General features: G+C 71.4%; 17 protein-coding genes. 11 read left to right on the forward strand and 6 right to left on the reverse strand.

Annotated elements, in window-relative coordinates:
- Positions 1–10: 10 nt before the first annotated feature.
- Positions 11–1,387: an FAD-binding oxidoreductase gene (locus I2W78_RS14110; protein ID WP_307783688.1), complete on the reverse strand. Its 1,377-nt coding sequence runs from the start codon at positions 1,385–1,387 to the stop codon at positions 11–13.
- 151 nt (positions 1,388–1,538) lie between these two features.
- Here I2W78_RS14110 and I2W78_RS14115 point away from each other — a divergent pair, with 151 nt between their 5' ends.
- Complete coding sequence (locus I2W78_RS14115; protein WP_230885443.1) at positions 1,539–2,174, forward strand: uridine kinase; 636 nt, start codon at positions 1,539–1,541, stop codon at positions 2,172–2,174.
- Positions 2,175–2,319: 145 nt separating this feature from the next.
- Here the strand turns inward: I2W78_RS14115 and I2W78_RS14120 are convergent, their stop codons facing one another.
- A complete protein-coding gene (locus I2W78_RS14120) occupies positions 2,320–3,063 on the reverse strand; it encodes a SigE family RNA polymerase sigma factor (protein ID WP_196460045.1) in 744 nt (247 codons plus the stop codon).
- Between the two features lie 243 nt (positions 3,064–3,306).
- Here I2W78_RS14120 and afsQ1 point away from each other — a divergent pair, with 243 nt between their 5' ends.
- The 5 genes from afsQ1 (at position 3,307) to I2W78_RS14145 (ending at position 7,086) form a co-directional block, all read left to right on the forward strand.
- Positions 3,307–3,984, forward strand: a complete 678-nt coding sequence (gene afsQ1 / locus I2W78_RS14125) for a two-component system response regulator AfsQ1 (protein ID WP_100569907.1) — start codon at positions 3,307–3,309, stop codon at positions 3,982–3,984.
- On the forward strand, positions 3,981–5,546 hold the full coding sequence (locus I2W78_RS14130) for a sensor histidine kinase (RefSeq protein WP_196460047.1): 1,566 nt from the start codon (positions 3,981–3,983) through the stop codon (positions 5,544–5,546). Before afsQ1 ends, I2W78_RS14130 begins: the two co-directional genes overlap by 4 nt.
- Positions 5,543–6,145 (forward strand): hypothetical protein, encoded by a 603-nt coding sequence (locus tag I2W78_RS14135; protein WP_196460049.1) that lies wholly within the window; start codon positions 5,543–5,545, stop codon positions 6,143–6,145. The genes I2W78_RS14130 and I2W78_RS14135 overlap by 4 nt, the downstream gene beginning before the upstream one ends.
- 81 nt (positions 6,146–6,226) lie before the next feature.
- Entirely contained in the window at positions 6,227–6,817 is a 591-nt protein-coding gene (locus I2W78_RS14140; protein ID WP_196460051.1) for a VanZ family protein, read from the forward strand.
- A gap of 65 nt (positions 6,818–6,882) precedes the next feature.
- The gene (locus tag I2W78_RS14145; protein ID WP_171114203.1) at positions 6,883–7,086 is read left to right on the forward strand and encodes a PspC domain-containing protein; all 204 of its coding nucleotides are present in this window, start codon (positions 6,883–6,885) and stop codon (positions 7,084–7,086) included.
- Between the two features lie 95 nt (positions 7,087–7,181).
- Here the strand turns inward: I2W78_RS14145 and I2W78_RS14150 are convergent, their stop codons facing one another.
- Together I2W78_RS14150 and I2W78_RS14155 are read right to left on the reverse strand one after the other, a co-directional pair.
- On the reverse strand, positions 7,182–7,538 hold the full coding sequence (locus I2W78_RS14150; protein ID WP_196460053.1) for an ATP-binding protein: 357 nt from the start codon (positions 7,536–7,538) through the stop codon (positions 7,182–7,184).
- A gap of 154 nt (positions 7,539–7,692) precedes the next feature.
- On the reverse strand, positions 7,693–8,868 hold the full coding sequence (locus I2W78_RS14155) for an adenosine deaminase (RefSeq protein ID WP_196460055.1): 1,176 nt from the start codon (positions 8,866–8,868) through the stop codon (positions 7,693–7,695).
- A 113-nt stretch (positions 8,869–8,981) separates the two neighbouring features.
- Between I2W78_RS14155 and I2W78_RS14160 the strand changes: the two genes are divergently transcribed.
- On the forward strand, positions 8,982–9,743 hold the full coding sequence (locus I2W78_RS14160; protein WP_196460057.1) for an alpha/beta hydrolase: 762 nt from the start codon (positions 8,982–8,984) through the stop codon (positions 9,741–9,743).
- Positions 9,744–9,749: 6 nt separating this feature from the next.
- On the opposite strand, the gene I2W78_RS14165 is transcribed toward I2W78_RS14160, so the two are convergent.
- The gene (locus I2W78_RS14165) at positions 9,750–10,712 is read right to left on the reverse strand and encodes a LysR family transcriptional regulator (RefSeq protein ID WP_196460059.1); all 963 of its coding nucleotides are present in this window, start codon (positions 10,710–10,712) and stop codon (positions 9,750–9,752) included.
- 63 nt (positions 10,713–10,775) lie between these two features.
- Here I2W78_RS14165 and I2W78_RS14170 point away from each other — a divergent pair, with 63 nt between their 5' ends.
- From I2W78_RS14170 to I2W78_RS14180, 3 genes are all read left to right on the forward strand, one after another.
- Complete coding sequence (locus I2W78_RS14170; RefSeq protein ID WP_196460061.1) at positions 10,776–12,050, forward strand: MFS transporter; 1,275 nt, start codon at positions 10,776–10,778, stop codon at positions 12,048–12,050.
- A gap of 113 nt (positions 12,051–12,163) precedes the next feature.
- Complete coding sequence (dnaN, locus tag I2W78_RS14175; protein ID WP_196464553.1) at positions 12,164–13,294, forward strand: DNA polymerase III subunit beta; 1,131 nt, start codon at positions 12,164–12,166, stop codon at positions 13,292–13,294.
- Between the two features lie 122 nt (positions 13,295–13,416).
- On the forward strand, positions 13,417–14,436 hold the full coding sequence (locus tag I2W78_RS14180; RefSeq protein ID WP_196460063.1) for a sigma-70 family RNA polymerase sigma factor: 1,020 nt from the start codon (positions 13,417–13,419) through the stop codon (positions 14,434–14,436).
- Here the strand turns inward: I2W78_RS14180 and I2W78_RS14185 are convergent.
- Entirely contained in the window at positions 14,320–14,706 is a 387-nt protein-coding gene (locus I2W78_RS14185) for an STAS domain-containing protein (protein WP_196464554.1), read from the reverse strand. The genes I2W78_RS14180 and I2W78_RS14185 overlap by 117 nt on opposite strands.
- 127 nt (positions 14,707–14,833) lie before the next feature.
- On the opposite strand from I2W78_RS14185, the gene I2W78_RS14190 reads away from it, so the two are divergent.
- Positions 14,834–15,754: an AEC family transporter gene (locus tag I2W78_RS14190; protein WP_196460065.1), complete on the forward strand. Its 921-nt coding sequence runs from the start codon at positions 14,834–14,836 to the stop codon at positions 15,752–15,754.
- Positions 15,755–15,758: the final 4 nt, after the last annotated feature.

Here is a 15,758-nt window from a genome sequence, read left to right on the forward strand (position 1 = left end):
GCCCCCTTCCCTACGCCTCACCCACCCCAGCCCCCGCCAGCACCACCCCCGGATTGAGCAGCCCTTCCGGATCCAGCGCCGCCTTCACCGACCGCATCACCGCGATCTCCGCGTCCGACCGACTCAAGCGCAGATAGCGAGCCTTGGCCCGTCCCACCCCGTGCTCGGCGCTGATGCTCCCGCCCACGGCCGCCACCCGCTCCAGGACGGCGGCGGTGACCGCCTCCTCGTCCTCGGCCGCCACCTGAAGCAGGTTGACGTGCAGATTGCCCTCCGCGAGATGCCCGAAGAGGTACGGCCGCCCCCGCCCCGCCAGTACGCCGGGCAGCTCCGCGACGAAGCCGGGCAGCTCCGCCAACGGCACGGTCACGTCCAGCTTCAGCGGAACCCCCGCCGCGTTGATCGACTCGGTGTGCCGCTCCCGATAGGCGGCCAGCCGCCGCCGGTCGGCGTCCGCCAGCGCCACCGCCGTCTCCACCGGCCCCACCGTGTCGAGCACGCCGGCCAATTCCTCGGCCGGATCACGCCGCCCCGCGCACTCCACCAGCAGATACACCGGATACGCGGTACGGAAGGGAGCGGGCAGCCCGCTCGTCTCCAACACCAGCGCCAGCCCCTCCGCCATGAAGAACTCGGCCAGCTCCAGCGAGTCCAGCACCCGCAGCCGCGCCACCAGTTCGAGCGCCGCCCGCAGCGAGTCGAGCCCCACCAGCGCGGTCACCCGCTCCGGCAGCCGCGGCACCAGACGCAGCCGGGCCCGCGTCACCACGGCCAGCGTCCCCTCGCTGCCCACCAGCAGGTTGGTCAGGTCGTACCCGGTGTTGTCCTTGGGCAGCCCGGCCAGCCGGTCCAGCACGGTCCCGTCGGCCAGCACGGCCTGAAGCCCGACCACGTTGGCCCGGGTGGTGCCGTACCGCACGACCCGCTCACCGCCCGCGTTGGTCGCGATCATCCCGCCCAGTGTCGCGGAGTCCCGGGCGGCCAGGTCGACCCCGAACTCCAGCCCCTGTGCGGCGACATGGCGATGCAGGTCGGACAGCACCACACCCGCCCCCACGGTCACCTGCCCCACGGCCGTGTCGACCGCCCCGATGCCGTCCAGCCGCCGCAGCGACAGCACGACCTCACCGCCGTCCGACGTGGGCACCGATCCGCCGACCAGCCCCGTGTTGCCGCCCTGCGCCACGACCGGCACACCGGCCGCATGGCAGCACCGCAGCACCTGGGCCACCTGTGCGGTGTCGGCGGGCCGCACCACCAGCCGGGCGCGACCGCGGTAACGCCCCGTGAAGTCGGTCTCGTACGAAGCGCACAGCGCGGGGTCGCCCAGCACATGCTCCGGGCCCACCACGGCGGACAGTTGCTGAGCGAGACGATCGGTATCCACGGTGGCACGGTACGCCCGCCCATCCACCGATCCCGTCACCGCGGGCCGCACGCTCCCGGGACCGCGCGGCGGCAGGGATAATGGCGGGATGCGCGCGGGCGAGAGCCTCGCCCGAACCGCCCCCGAGACCGCAGGTGAGAAGGACGACACATTGGGTTCACATCCGCCCATACCCACCCGGGTCGTGCTGCTGTGCGGCCCGTCCGGCTCCGGCAAGTCCCTCCTCTCCGCCCGCTCCGGCCTGCCGGTCCTGCGGCTCGACGACTTCTACAAGGAGGGCACCGACCCGACGCTGCCGCTCGTCAACGGCAGCTCCGACATCGACTGGGACCACCCGGCCTCCTGGGACGCGGACGCGGCCGTCGCCGCGGTCGAGGAACTGTGCCGCACGGGCCGTACCGACCTCCCCGTCTACGACATCTCGCTCAGCGCCCGTACCGGCGCCGAGACCCTGGACATCGGGCGGACCCCGCTGTTCATCGCGGAGGGCATCTTCGCCGCCGAGATCGTCACCCGCTGCCGCGAGCTGGGGGTGCTGGCCGACGCGCTGTGTCTGAGCCGCGGCCCGGTGCGCACCTTCCGTCGCCGCTTCGTGCGCGACCTGAAGGAGGGCCGCAAGTCGGTGCCGTTCCTGCTGCGCCGCGGCTGGCGTCTGATGCGCACCGAGCGCTCCATCATCGCCCGCCAGACCGCGCTCGGCGCGCATGCCTGCGACCGGGACGAGGCGATGGGCCGCCTGGCCGCGGCGGCGGCGGGCCGCTGCACTACGGCACGTACGGCGGCGTAGCCCCCCGAAGACACGAAGGCGGGACTGGACGGACCCCCCGGCCCTCCAGCCCCGCTCCCCCGTGTTCCCCCGTGTCCCCCGCCGTGCTTCCCCCGTGCTCCCCCCGGCCCCGTACTCCCCCGTACTCCCCCGTGGGGCCCGGCCTTCAGGCGACAAGCTCCCCGAAGGCGTGCTGCTCGTCACGGCCGAAGCTGAGGACCTCGTCCTCGCGCAGCCGGCGGAGCGACCGCCAGATGCTGGACTTCACCGTGCCGACACTGATGTCGAGGATCTCCGCGATCTCCGGGTCCGTGCGGCCCTCGTAGTAGCGCAGGACCAGCATGGTGCGCTGGAGTTCGGGCAGCCGGGCCAGCGCCTGCCACAGGACCGCGCGCAGCTCGGTGCCGCGCATCGCGTCCGTGTCGCCGGGCGTCTCCGGCAGTTCCTCGGTCGGGTACTCGTTGAGCTTGCGGCGCCGCCAGGCGCTGATGTGCAGGTTGGTCATGGTGCGGCGGAGGTATCCGCCGACCGCCGCCTTGTCACTGATCCGGTCCCACGCCTTGTACGTCGAGAACAGCGCGCTCTGCAGCAGGTCCTCGGCCTCGAAGCGGTCGCCGGTCAAGTGGTAGGCGGTTGCGTACAGGGAGGCGCGGCGTTCCTGGACGTAGGCGGTGAACTCCGCCTCGCTCAGCGAGCGCCTCTCCCCCGAGTCCTCCCTGTACGCGGCTCCCCCGTGCGTTTCCCCCGTGAAACCGTCAACCACCGTCATGTACGCGGTGTGCTGACGCCCGGCGCCGCGAGCGCACCCCCGCCCGCTCACGGCACCGGACTTCTCGGAACCCCGGCCCCCGTGCACGTCGTGCAGACGCGTGATCACTGCGCTGGTGCTGGTGCCGTGCAGCGTGTTCATCTCGCGCCCCCCGTCGTGGACTTACCGGTGTTCGGCCTTGCTCGTCCTTGCTTCCTTGCCTGTGCCGAAAAGCTTGCCGAGCCCACTTCATGGCCGTGTCCGCCGACTGTCACAGACCTGTCACAGGGGATGGGCCGTAGGCCGTTCGCAGAACCCCCACAGCACGGTCACAGAGAAGAGCGGTACGGCTACGCAGCCGCCCGAGTGTCGAAACGCCGGGCCACCATGGGCCAGAATGAGCCCGTGCCTTCCCTGTTGCTGATCGAGGACGACGACGCCATCCGCACGGCCCTGGAGCTCTCACTGACGCGCCAGGGACACCGCGTGGCGACCGCTGCCAGCGGTGAGGACGGTCTGAAGCTCCTGCGTGAGCAGCGACCGGATCTGATCGTGCTGGATGTGATGCTGCCCGGCATCGACGGGTTCGAGGTGTGCCGACGCATCCGGCGCACCGACCAGCTGCCGATCATCCTGCTGACCGCCCGCAGCGACGACATCGACGTCGTGGTCGGGCTGGAGTCCGGCGCCGACGACTATGTCGTCAAACCGGTGCAGGGGCGGGTGCTGGACGCGCGGATCCGGGCCGTGCTGCGGCGCGGCGAGCGGGAGGCGAACGACGCGGCGACCTTCGGCAGCCTCGTCATCGACCGCGCGGCGATGACCGTGACGAAGAACGGCGAGGACCTCCAGCTCACGCCGACCGAGCTGCGGCTGCTGCTGGAGCTGAGCCGACGGCCCGGTCAGGCGCTGTCCCGGCAGCAGCTGCTGCGGCTGGTGTGGGAGCACGACTACCTCGGTGACTCCCGGCTCGTGGACGCCTGCGTCCAGCGGCTGCGCGCCAAGGTCGAGGACGTGCCGTCGTCCCCGACACTGATCCGTACCGTGCGGGGTGTCGGCTATCGGCTGGACGCCCCTCAGTGACAGACCAGCACGGTGGTTTCCGCGGCTGGGCCGCGGCACGCAAGGGAGCTCTGTCGACGCTGCGCTTCACCAGTCTGCGGCTGCGGCTGGTCGTGGTGTTCGCGCTGGTGGCGTTGACGGCCGCGGTGTCCGCGTCCGGGATCGCGTACTGGCTCAACCGCGAGGCCGTGCTCACCCGCACCCAGGACGCGGTGCTGCGCGACTTCGAGCAGGAGATGAAGAACCGCGCCGGCGCCCTGCCCGTCCACCCCACCCAGGACGAACTCCAGCGCACCGCAGGCCAGATGGCCAGCAGCAGCCAGCGCTTCAGCGTGCTCCTCGTCGCCGAGGACGCGAGCGGCAAGGCGGTGTACGGAAGTTCCGGCGGCCTGAACGACGGCTTCGCGCTGGCGGACGTACCGAAGTCGCTGCGCACAGCCGTGAACAAGCAGCAGCCGCTCACCTCGAACAACAAGTCGCCGTACCACCTGTACTGGCAGCGGATCGTCGAAGACGGCACCCCGTACCTGGTCGCCGGCACCCGGGTGATCGGCGGCGGGCCGACCGGTTACATGGTGAAGTCGCTGGAGCCGGAGGCCAAGGACCTCAACTCGCTGGCCTGGTCGCTCGGTATCGCCACCGGTCTGGCGCTGATCGGTTCGGCGCTGCTCGCGCAGGCCGCCGCCACGACCGTGCTGAAGCCCGTGCACCGGCTCGGTGTCGCCGCGCGGCGGCTCGGGGAGGGCGAGCTGGACACCCGGCTCAGGGTGTCCGGGACCGACGAACTGGCCGATCTGTCCCGAACGTTCAACAAGGCCGCCGAGGCGCTGGAGAAGCGGGTCGCGGACATGGCGGCACGGGACGAGGCGTCGCGGCGATTCGTGGCTGACATGAGCCATGAGCTGCGGACACCGCTCACCGCCATCACCGCCGTGACGGAGGTGCTGGAGGAGGAGCTGGAATCCGAGGGCGGCGGCATCGACCCGATGATCGAGCCCGCGGTACGGCTGGTGGTGAGCGAGACGCGGCGGCTGAACGACCTGGTCGAGAACCTGATGGAGGTCACCCGCTTCGACGCGGGCACCGCCCGGCTGGTCGCGGACGACGTCGACGTCGCCGACCAGATCACCGCCTGCATCGACGCGCGGGCCTGGCTCGACGCGGTGGAGCTGGACGCCGAGCGCGGCATCCACGCCCGCCTCGACCCGCGCCGCCTGGACGTCATACTGGCCAACCTCATCGGCAACGCGCTCAAGCACGGCGGTTCGCCGGTGCGGGTGTCCGTGCGCGAGGAGGACAGCGAGGTCGTCATCCAGGTGCGCGACCACGGGCCGGGCATCCCCGAGGACGTCCTGCCGCACGTGTTCGACCGCTTCTACAAGGCCAGCGCCTCCCGCCCACGCTCCGAGGGCAGCGGCCTCGGCCTGTCCATCGCCCTGGAGAACGCCCACATCCACGGCGGCGACATCACCGCGGCCAACTCCCCCGAGGGCGGTGCGGTCTTCACGCTGCGGCTGCCGAGGGACGCGTCGGACGCGGTGCGGGCGGCGGAGGAGAAGCGCTCCAAGAAGGGGGACGCGTGAGGAAGGCTCGTCTGCTGGTGGTGCCGGTGTTCGCCGCGCTGCTCGCCGGATGCGGCATCCGGGCCACCGAGGTGCCGACGGACTTCGGGCCGGCGCCCTCGCGGGCGCACTGCTCGCTCGCCGGGCAGGGCATCACCACGCAGTCCACGCCCGGGATGCCCGTACAGGTGTTCCTGCTGTGTGGTTCGTCGCTGGTCACCGTCGACCGGGCGGTGCGGGTGCCCCAGGGCACGGAGGACTCCGAGCGGCGCGTGCTGGTCGCGCAGGGCCTGCTGGACGAGCTCGCCAAGACGCCGTCGGCGGCCGAGAAGCAGGCCGGGTACTCCACGGACGTACGCGGCGGTATGACGGTGAGCGGGCCGGGCCCGCGGGATCCGGAGGACACGCTGCGGCTGACGACGGCCCCCGAGGACCTCACCTCGTACGCGCTCGCCCAGATCGTCTGTACGTTCTCCGACTCGGCGGCGGCCGAGGGCGACGGCTCGGTGATCCTCGGCGGCCCCGGTGCCGCGCCGCCCCGCAGCTACGAGTGCACCGACGACGTCCGCGCCCGCCCGGGCGAGGTGGAACCACCGTCGACGGAGGTCACGGGCGGCTGACGGCAGGTGTGGCGCATGCCTCACCCGGGTAGGGGGTCCCGACCCGGAACCGATCCTGCCGATGGCCGCGTCTAGGGGGGCGTGCAGCGTCAAGGCTCCAGGGGCGGCAGCGCCGCGATCCGCGTGCGGGTGACGGGGGGTGTCCTCCTCGCCGCGCACCTCGCGTTCGTCGCCTGGTACACGCTGCGTCCGCTGGACGTGCCCTGGGTGATGCCCGCCAATCTGCATCCGCTCGCCGGTATCCGCGCCGACCTCGCGCTGGGCTGGCCCGAGGCGGCGCGCAGCATCGGCGCCGGGCTCGGGCTGCTCGCGCCGCTGGGCGTGCTGCTGCCGATGGTGGGCGGCAGACCGCGGGTCTCCCCGCTCGGCTCCCTGGTCCGCACGGTCGCCGCCGGGGCGCTGATCTCGCTCGGCATAGAGCTGTTGCAGACCGGCGTGCCCGGCCAGGTCGTGGACGTCGACTCGCTGCTGCTGAACACCACGGGCGTCACCCTCACCCATGTCGCGGTCGTCCCGGCGGGCCGATACTGGCTGCGCCGCAGGGCTCTGGCCCGCAGCCGGGCAGCGCTGCCGCCGCTGCCGACGGAGGACGCCCCTCAGGGTCGTACCCCGACGATTCCCAGGGTCGGGATCGCCCCATGGAGTGATGCTTTGCCCCCTTCGTCTCCGTAGCGTGGATGTCAGAACGAGGCAGCCAGAAGAGGAGGCCTCGGACAGACGCTCACGAAGGAGCCGCGATGAGCCGCCTTGCCCGCCCCACCAGTGGTCGGATGATTGGCGGAGTGTGCGCAGCGCTGGCACGGCGCTTCGGCACCTCCGCGACGACGATGCGTGTGATCTTCCTGCTCTCCTGCTTGCTGCCCGGCCCGCAGTTCCTGCTCTACATCGCGCTGTGGATCCTGCTCCCGTCGGAGGACAAGGCGGCCCGCACAGCCTGGTGACACCACCCCCGGATCTGCCCTCCCTCAGGGGCACACGCCGATGGGGCGCACCCCCTGAAAAGGGTGCGCCCCATCGGCACGTGCAAGGGTGTGGCTCAGGCCAGCGGGAGGCCGTTCACGCCGGTGCCGTGCGCGGGCACGCCCTGCACCGGCATCCCGCCGAGCAGTGTGGCGGCCGGGCCGGTGGGGCCCTCGGCGAGCACCGACTCGGCGGCCGGCTGGGCGGCCCGCAGGCCCGCGCCGAGCGCGGTCTGGCCCTGGTGCAGCGCCTCGGCCGAACCCGGCACCGCCTGGTTGAGGTTCTCCGCCGGCAGCGTCCGGGCGACCGTCTCCAGAGCCTGGCTGGTGTCGGGGAGAGCGGCCGGAGCGGCGCTCGCGACACCCGCACCGGCGGCGGCGAAGGCGGCACCGAGGGCGGCGACACCGAGGGTCTTGGCAGCAGACTGCTTCATGGTGAATTGCGTCCTTGACTGACTTGAAATGGGATAACGGGGATGACGTTCAGGGGAGGGAGCGGTTCAAGAACGTAAACACGCGAGGGCACCCTCCGCAAACATCGAAATGCGGACGGATTGTGAACGCCCGCCCGCATTCCCCGACCCCCGGTCAGCCCTCCGAAGTGGCAGAACCCCTGGTGGACGCGGTCTGCTGGAACAGCCATTCGGACTTCAGCTCGGCGTATCCGGGCTTGATCACGTCATTGATCATGCCCAGCCGTTCATCGAAAGGAATGAATGCTGACTTCATAGCATTGACTGAGAACCACTGCATGTCGTCGAGCGTGTAACCGAATGCCTCGACAAGGTGCTCGAATTCCCGGCTCATGCTGGTGTGGGACATCAGCCGGTTGTCGGTGTTCACGGTCGCCCGGAAGTGCAGCCGCCGCAGCAGGCCGATCGGGTGCTCGGCGTAGGAGGAGGCGGCGCCGGTCTGGAGGTTGGAGCTGGGGCACAGCTCCAACGGGATGCGCTTGTCCCGGACGTAACTGGCGAGCCTGCCGAGCTTGACGGTGCCGTCCTCGGCGACCTCGATGTCGTCGATGATCCGCACCCCGTGCCCGAGCCGGTCGGCGCCGCACCACTGCAGGGCCTGCCAGATGGACGGCAGCCCGAAGGCCTCTCCGGCGTGGATGGTGAAGTGGTTGTTCTCGCGCTTGAGGTACTCGAAGGCGTCGAGGTGCCGGGTGGGGGGGTAGCCGGCCTCGGCACCGGCGATGTCGAAGCCGACGACGCCCAAGTCCCGGTACCGGTTGGCCAGTTCGGCGATCTCCAGGGCGCGGGCCGCGTGCCGCATCGCGGTGAGCAGGGCGCCGACGCGGATGCGGTGGCCGTTCGCCCGGGCGATCCGCTCGCCTTCCCGGAAGCCCTCGTTGACGGCCTCGACGACCTCTTCGAGGGTGAGCCCGCCCTCCAGGTGCTGCTCGGGGGCGTAGCGCACCTCGGCGTAGACGACACCGTCCTCGGCGAGGTCCTCGGCGCACTCGGCGGCGACCCGGACGAGCGCGTCGCGGGTCTGCATGACGCCGACGGTGTGCGAGAAGGTCTCCAGATACCGCTCCAGCGAACCGGAGTCGGCGGCCTCGCGGAACCAGAGGCCGAGCTTGTCGGGGTCCGTGTCGGGAAGCTGGGAGTAGCCGGTCTCCCGGGCGAGGTCGACGACGGTGCCGGGGCGCAGGCCGCCGTCGAGGTGGTCGTGCAGCAGAACCTTGGGCGCCCGGCGGATCTGGTCCGAGCTCGGGGTGTGCCCCATCCGGTCGGTCTTCCGGTCATTCTGGCTCGTCATTTTCGCACTCTAACTCCTACGCGCGTAGATCGCCGGGTGTACGTTTCCGTCGATACGTAACGGTGACCGTGCGGACGGGTGGCGTACACCGGTGCTTCTGACACTGTTCTGTCATGGCACAGCAAGCGACGCCGGTTCGCACGGCCCGGCTGGGACGGGCGCTCGGTCCGGAACCGACGGCGGTGAGCGCAGTGGTGCTGCTGCTCCCCGGCGGCGAGGAGGCCTCCGCGCGCAGACCCTCTCCCCTGCTCGCGGCCGCGTCGGTGCGGGGACTGGGGCGCCGTCTGGTACGCGCGGGGCGCGCGGAGGGGCTGGCCGCGCATGTCGTGCACTACCGCTACCGCGGGTGGAACGGCAGCGAGGCGCATCTGGCGCGGGACGCCGCCTGGGCGGCGGACGAGGCGGTGCGACGGTACGGCGACGTCCCCGTCTGTCTGGCCGGGATCGACATGGGCGGGCGGGCGGCGCTGCACGCGGGTGGGCACGAGGCCGTCAACTCCGTGCTGGCGATTGCGCCCTGGCTGCCGGAGGACGACATGGCGGCCTCACCCGAACCGGTGAAACAGTTGGTGGGGCGGCGGGTGTTGCTCGTGCACGGCACGAATGACGAGCGGACGGATCCTGAGCTGTCGTTTCGGTATGCGGCGCGGGTGAAGAAGGTCAACCGGGATGTGTGCCGGTTCGAAGTGCACTCGGATCGGCATGGGTTGCATCAGCATCGGGACGAAGTGCTGGCGCTGGCCGAGGACTTCGCGATGGGGGTGTTGTTCGGGCGGGGGTTCTCGCGGCCTGTCGAGGATGCGTTGGCCGCTCCGCCGCCGTTGGGGTTGCGGATGCCCTTGGCTGCGGGGTTTGGGCGGTCGCTGCGGCGGTAGCGCCGGTCAGGCCGGGAGCAGGTTGCCCCTTCTGGAGAGCAGGAACTTCTTGAAGGCTGCCACCGGTGGGGTGTCCGGGTGGCCCTCCAGCCAGGCCACGCCGATTTCTCGTACCGCGCGTGGGGCCGTGACCGTCAGTTCCACCACGCCGGGGCGGGCCACCGCCGGGGGTGGGAGGAGGGCAACGCCCAGGCCCGCGGCTACCAGCCCTCGCAGGGTTTCCGCCTCCTCGCCCTCGAAGGCGATGCGCGGCTTGAAGCCGGCCTCCCGGCAGAGGGCGTCGGTGATGCGGCGGAGGCCGTAGCCGGGTTCCAGGGTGACGAAGGTTTCCTCGGCGGCCTCGGCGAGGCGGATGCGTTTGCGGCCTGCCAGGCGGTGGTCGGCCGGGACCACGAGGCGGAGCTTCTGCTCGTCGAGGCGGCGGGCCACCAGGTCGGGGGCGTCGGGGACGGGGGAGGTGAGGCAGAGGTCGAGTTCGCCGGCGCGGAGGCGTTCGATCATCGCCTCGCCGTAGTTCTGGACCAGGCTGAAGCGGACCCTGGGGTGGTCGGCGCGGAAGGCGTGGAGGAGGCCGGGGACGGTCTCGGCGCCCATGGTGTGCAGGAAGCCGAACGCGACCTTGCCGGTGGTCGGGTCGGCATCGGCGCGTACCTCGTCCGCGGCCCGCTCGATCTCGGCGAGGGCACGTTCCACGGAGGCGAGGAAGGTGCGGCCGGCGGTGGTGAGGGAGACGGTGCGGCCGCGGCGGGCGAACAGGTCGACGCCGAGGTCCTCTTCGAGGCGGACCATGGCGCGGGAGAGGGTGGACTGGGGGACGTTCATCTCCTGCGCGGCCCTGGTGACGTGCTCGGTGCGGGCGACGCCGGCGAAGTACGTGAGGCGGGGGGCGAGGAGGGTGACGATGTCTTGAGTGTCTTCTGTGTCACTGCTTGGTGACAGTCGAGGCTGTGAGCTTTGCTGATGCGCCATGGGAACGATTATGGCGATTCCATGCATTGGACGGATGAGCGGGAGCGTACGTAGCTTCGAGGCATGACTCCCGCCAGTACCGGGGCGTCCACCGTCGTGGGCGCCACCTCCGCAGTCCCTGTCGTCGACTCCCGAATGGCCCCGGGCGGCCCCGGCTACCGCCGGATGAGCTTCGCCCTCTTCCTCGCCGGTGTCGCGACCTTCGCGCTTCTGTACTCCACCCAGGCCCTACTGCCCCTGATCTCGGGCGAGTTCGGAGTGACGGCGAGCGAAGCGAGCTGGACGGTGGCGGCCTCGACCGGCGGCCTGGCTCTCTTCGTCCTGCCGATGAGCGCGCTGTCGGAGCGGTTCGGACGCCGTACGGTCATGACGGCGTCGCTGGCGGTCGCGGTGGCGGTCGGGCTGCTGGTCCCCTTCACGCCGAACCTGACCGCCCTGGTCGTGCTGCGCGCCGTCCAGGGCGCGGCGCTGGCCGGGCTTCCGGCGTCGGCGACGGCGTATCTGGCCGAGGAGGTCCGCCCGAAGGCGCTGATCACGGCGATCGGCCTGTTCGTCGCGGGCAACAGCGTCGGCGGCATGAGCGGCCGTGTCATCACCGGGTGGGTCGCGCAGGAGTGGGGCTGGCGGGCCGCCCTCGGTGTGATCGGCGTGATCGCGGTGGGGTGCGCGGTGGCCTTCCGCCTGCTGCTCCCGGCGCCGCGGCACTTCAAGCCGGGCTCCCTGCGCCCGCGCGTACTGGCCCGCACGGTCCGCGACCACCTCGCCAACCCGCTGCTGTGCCGCCTGTACGCGATCGGCGCGCTGTTCATGACGGTCTTCGGCGGCGTGTACACGGTGATCGGCTACCGCCTGACGGAGGCGCCGTTCTCGCTCCCCCAGGGCATCATCGGCTCGATCTTCCTGATCTACCTGGTCGGCACGGTGTCGGCGTCGACGGCCGGACGCCTGGTGGGCCGCCTGGGCCGCCGAGGCGCCCTGTACGCGGCGGGCGCGACGACGGCGGCCGGTCTGCTGCTGTCGCTGGCGGGCTCGCTCCCGTTCGTCCTGCTCGGCCTGGTCCTGATCACCGGCGGCTTCTTCGCGGGCCACGCGGTGGCGTCCTCGGCGGTCAGCAAGACGGCCGTCCACGGCCGCGCCCAGGCCGCCGCGCTGTACCAGTCCGCCTACTACGTCGGCTCCAGCGCGGGCAGCACGGTCGGCGCGATCGCCTTCCACGCGGGCGGCTGGACCGGCACGGTCGGCGTCGGCCTGCTGGCGGTCCTCGGCGTCGTGACGATCACGGTGTTCGGCACCCGGGCGGCCCGCCTGCAGCGCGAGCGTCTGACGACGGCGGCCTGAGCTCGCGTCGGCCTTGCATTCCCCCTGGTCGGGGCCGGTTGTCAGTGGCCGCGGATAGCCTCCGCGATCACTGACGACTGCGCCTGGCAGGGGGATTTTTGATGGCCCACCGGATTGACTTCCGCATCGAACGCGGTGCCTTCGCCGAGGCGGTCGGCTGGGCGGGGCGCGCACTGCCCTCCCGTACGCCCGTACCGGTGCTGGGCGGCCTGCTGCTGGCGGCGGGCGCGGGGCGCCTCACGGTCTGCGGGTTCGACTTCGAGGCGGCGGCGCGCATGGAGGTGGACGCCGAGACGGGGGCGGCCGGAGAGGTGCTGGTACCGGGACGACGGCTGCTGGACATCTGCCGGGTGCTGCCGGACGGGCCGGTGAGCTGTGCCCTGGAGGGGACGCGGTTCACGGTGGAGGCGGGCGGCACCGAGTTCGGGTTGTCGACGCTGCCGCGCGAGGAGTACCCAGCGCTGCCGCCCCAGCCTGCGGCGTACGGCACGGTGGACGCCGACGTCTTCGCGGCCGCCGTCGGCCAGGTGGCCGTGGCGGCCGGGCGGGACGAGACGCTGCCGGTGCTGACCGGCGTACAACTGCGCCTGGACGGCGACTCGATGACGCTGGCGGCCTCGGACCGGTACCGGTATGCCGTACGGCAGGTGGGGTGGAAGCCGGAGGGAGAAGCGGGCGGTGTGGAGGCGCTGGTGCCCGCGCGGCGGCTGCTCGATGCCGCGCGCTCGCTGGGGCGGTGCGGGGTGGTGCGGATCGGGCTGGACGCCGGGGGCGGGCTGGTCGGCTTCGAGGGCGGGGGCATGCGCAGCGTCGTGCGGTTGCTGGACGGGCGGCTGCCGGCGTACGGGGCGCTGTTCGACGTGGCGGGGGCGGCGGTCGCCGAGGTGGAGTGCGGGGCGCTGGCGGAGGCGGTGCGGCGGGTGGCCGTGGTGGCGGAGGCGAGCAGTCCGGTGCGAATGGACTTCTCGGCCGACGGGTCGGTGCTGCTGCGTGCCGGGTACGGGGACGACGTGGCGGCGCAGCGGCTGCCGGCCTCGCTGAGCGGCGCGGCGGAGGTCACCGTGGCCTTCAACCCGGCGTATCTGCTGGACGCGCTGAACTCCTTCGAGGCGCCCCGGCTGCGACTGGAGCTGCTGGGCACGGGGCAGCGGGCGCTGCTGAGCGCGCTCGACGGCGAGGGCGGCGAGGGCGGCGGGCCGGTGCGACACCGGCATCTGCTCATGTCCGTGCGACAGCTGGTCTGAGAAGCCCTCTACCTGCGCTTTCATTCGCTCCGGGGGCCATTGTCAGTGGGCTGCGGTAGCTTCCGAAGTGTTGGGCGTGACGAGGCGCACCAACGGGATACGGCCACAGGGGTGGGTGGACGATGAGCGACGGCACGGCGACTACGACAACGGACCTCGACATCAGGCTGGAGAAACACCGCGTCGAACTGACCGGGTACTGCTACCGCATGCTCGGCTCGTCCTTCGAGGCCGAGGACGCGGTGCAGGACACGATGGTGCGGGCCTGGCGGAGCTACGACAAGTTCGAGGGGCGTTCCAGTCTCAGGTCGTGGCTGTACCGGATCGCGACGAACGTGTGCCTGGACATGCTGACGGCGGGCAACAAGCGGGCCAGGCCCATGGACCTGACGGAGTCGACTCCGCTGGCCCAGGCGGCGCTCTCGCCCCGCCCGGACAACACCTGGCTGGAGCCGATGCCGGACAGCCGCGTGCTGCCCACGACCGACGATCCGGCGGAGGCCGCGGTCGCCAAGGAGTCGGTGCGGCTCGCCTTTATGGCCACCCTTCAGCAACTGCCGCCCAAGCAGCGGGCGGTGCTGATCCTGCGCGAGGTGCTGGCCTGGAAGGCGAGCGAGGTCGCCGAGCTGCTGGGCACGACGGTCGCGTCGGTGAACAGCGCGCTGCAGCGGGCGCGGGCGACTCTCGCCGAGCAGCAGCAGCCGGGCGCCGAGGCCGCCGTCTCCGACCCGCTGGACGAGGAGCAGCAAAAGCTTCTGGAGCGGTACGTCGCGGCCTTCGAGGGCTATGACATGACGGCGCTGACCGCGCTGCTGCACGAGGACGCCGTGATGACGATGCCGCCGTTCGACCTGTGGCTGCACGGGCCGGCCGACATCACCGGCTTCATGACCACCCTTGGCTCCGCCTGCGCCGGCTCCCGGCTGCGGCCGGTGGAGGTCAATGGACTGCCGGGGTTCGCGCACTACAAGCCGGACCCGGAGTCGGGCGGCTTCACCGCGTGGGCCGTGCAGGTGCTGGAGATCTCAGACAACCGGATCACCGGGTTCCACTGCTTCCTCGACACCAAGCGCTGGTTCCCGCTGTTCGGGCTGCCTCTCCACCTCGAAGCGGAGGCCGACCAGGTCGAGGAGGGCGTGTAGGGCCGGGTCGGGATCGCGGAGACGGATGCCGCCCCCGGCCCGTTTGGCCGTCAGTGCCAGTCGGGCCAGTAGGTCGACAGCCGCGAGACCCGGTGGTCCGAGGCCTCCGACGTCGCATACGACCACTGGGGCCCCTGTGGCCTCCAGCAACGCCCGCACCTCATCACAGAGCCCTGTCACCTCATCCCGGGTGACGGGGCCGGCCAGCACGATTTCGGCGGGGGGCATCGTATCCACGTCCGGTAGACCGGTGCGGGTCTCATAAGTCATCGCGGGTGGGGCGGCCGCGAGGATCACATTGACCTGGGTGAGGGGTGCCCCAGAGGGTTGGGTGTATGCCCCATGGATCAGCTCCGCCTGCGATGTCCGGTGTGTGTCTCCTCGACGAGGGGGCGTCGTGCAGGGGGTGTTGAGCGGCTTCGCGGTGATCGCGATCGTCATCGGGGTCGGGTACGCGATCGGTGTGCGTGGCCACCTCGGCGATCAGGGGCGCGAGGTACTGACCAAGCTCGCCTTTCATGTGGCCTCGCCGGCTCTGCTGTTCACCACCCTGGCAAGGGCCGACCTTTCGGTGATCTTCTCCAGTCGGCTGCTGGTCACGGCTTTGAGCACGGCAGCGGCGGCGGGTGTGTTCGTGACGGTCGGTGTCGTACGTCGGTGGGGTGTGGGGCGTACGACGATCGGCGCCCTGTGCTCCAGTTACGTCAACTCGGGCAACCTCGGCATCCCCATCGCCGTGTACGTGCTGGGCGACGCGTCGCTGGTGGCGCCGGTGCTGTTGTTCCAGCTGGTCGGGGTCACGCCGATCGCGCTGACGATCCTGGATCTCGCGGGTGGTGGCGAGAAACGCCCGCTGTGGCAGCGGCTGCTCACGCCGCTGCGTAACCCGATAGCGCTGGGGTCGCTGGCGGGGGTGGCGGTGTCCGCGGCGGGTGTGCCTGTCCCGGAGCCCGTCATGAATCCGCTGACGCTGATCGGGAACATGTCCGTCCCGGCCGTGCTCCTCGCTTTCGGGATCTCCCTGCGCGGCAGCACCCTTCCCCTGCGCAACGGGGAACGCGGGCCCGTCCTGCTCGCCGTGGCCCTCAAGGCTGTCGCCCAGCCGCTGCTCGCCTGGGTGCTCGCGGCGGGCGTCTTCGGCCTTCGGGGGGCCGGTCTGCTGGACGTGGTGGTGACGTCTGCGCTGCCTGCCGCGCAGAACCTGTTCACGTACGCGAGCAGCTACCGGGTGGGCGAGGTGCTCGCACGGGAGGCGATTTTGTTGTCGACGGTGTTGTCGGTGCCGGTGCTCGTGGTGGTTGCGGCGGTGTTGGGGTGATCAG

Source organism: Streptomyces spinoverrucosus (assembly GCF_015712165.1).
Taxonomy (GTDB): Bacteria; Actinomycetota; Actinomycetes; order Streptomycetales; family Streptomycetaceae; genus Streptomyces; species Streptomyces spinoverrucosus_A.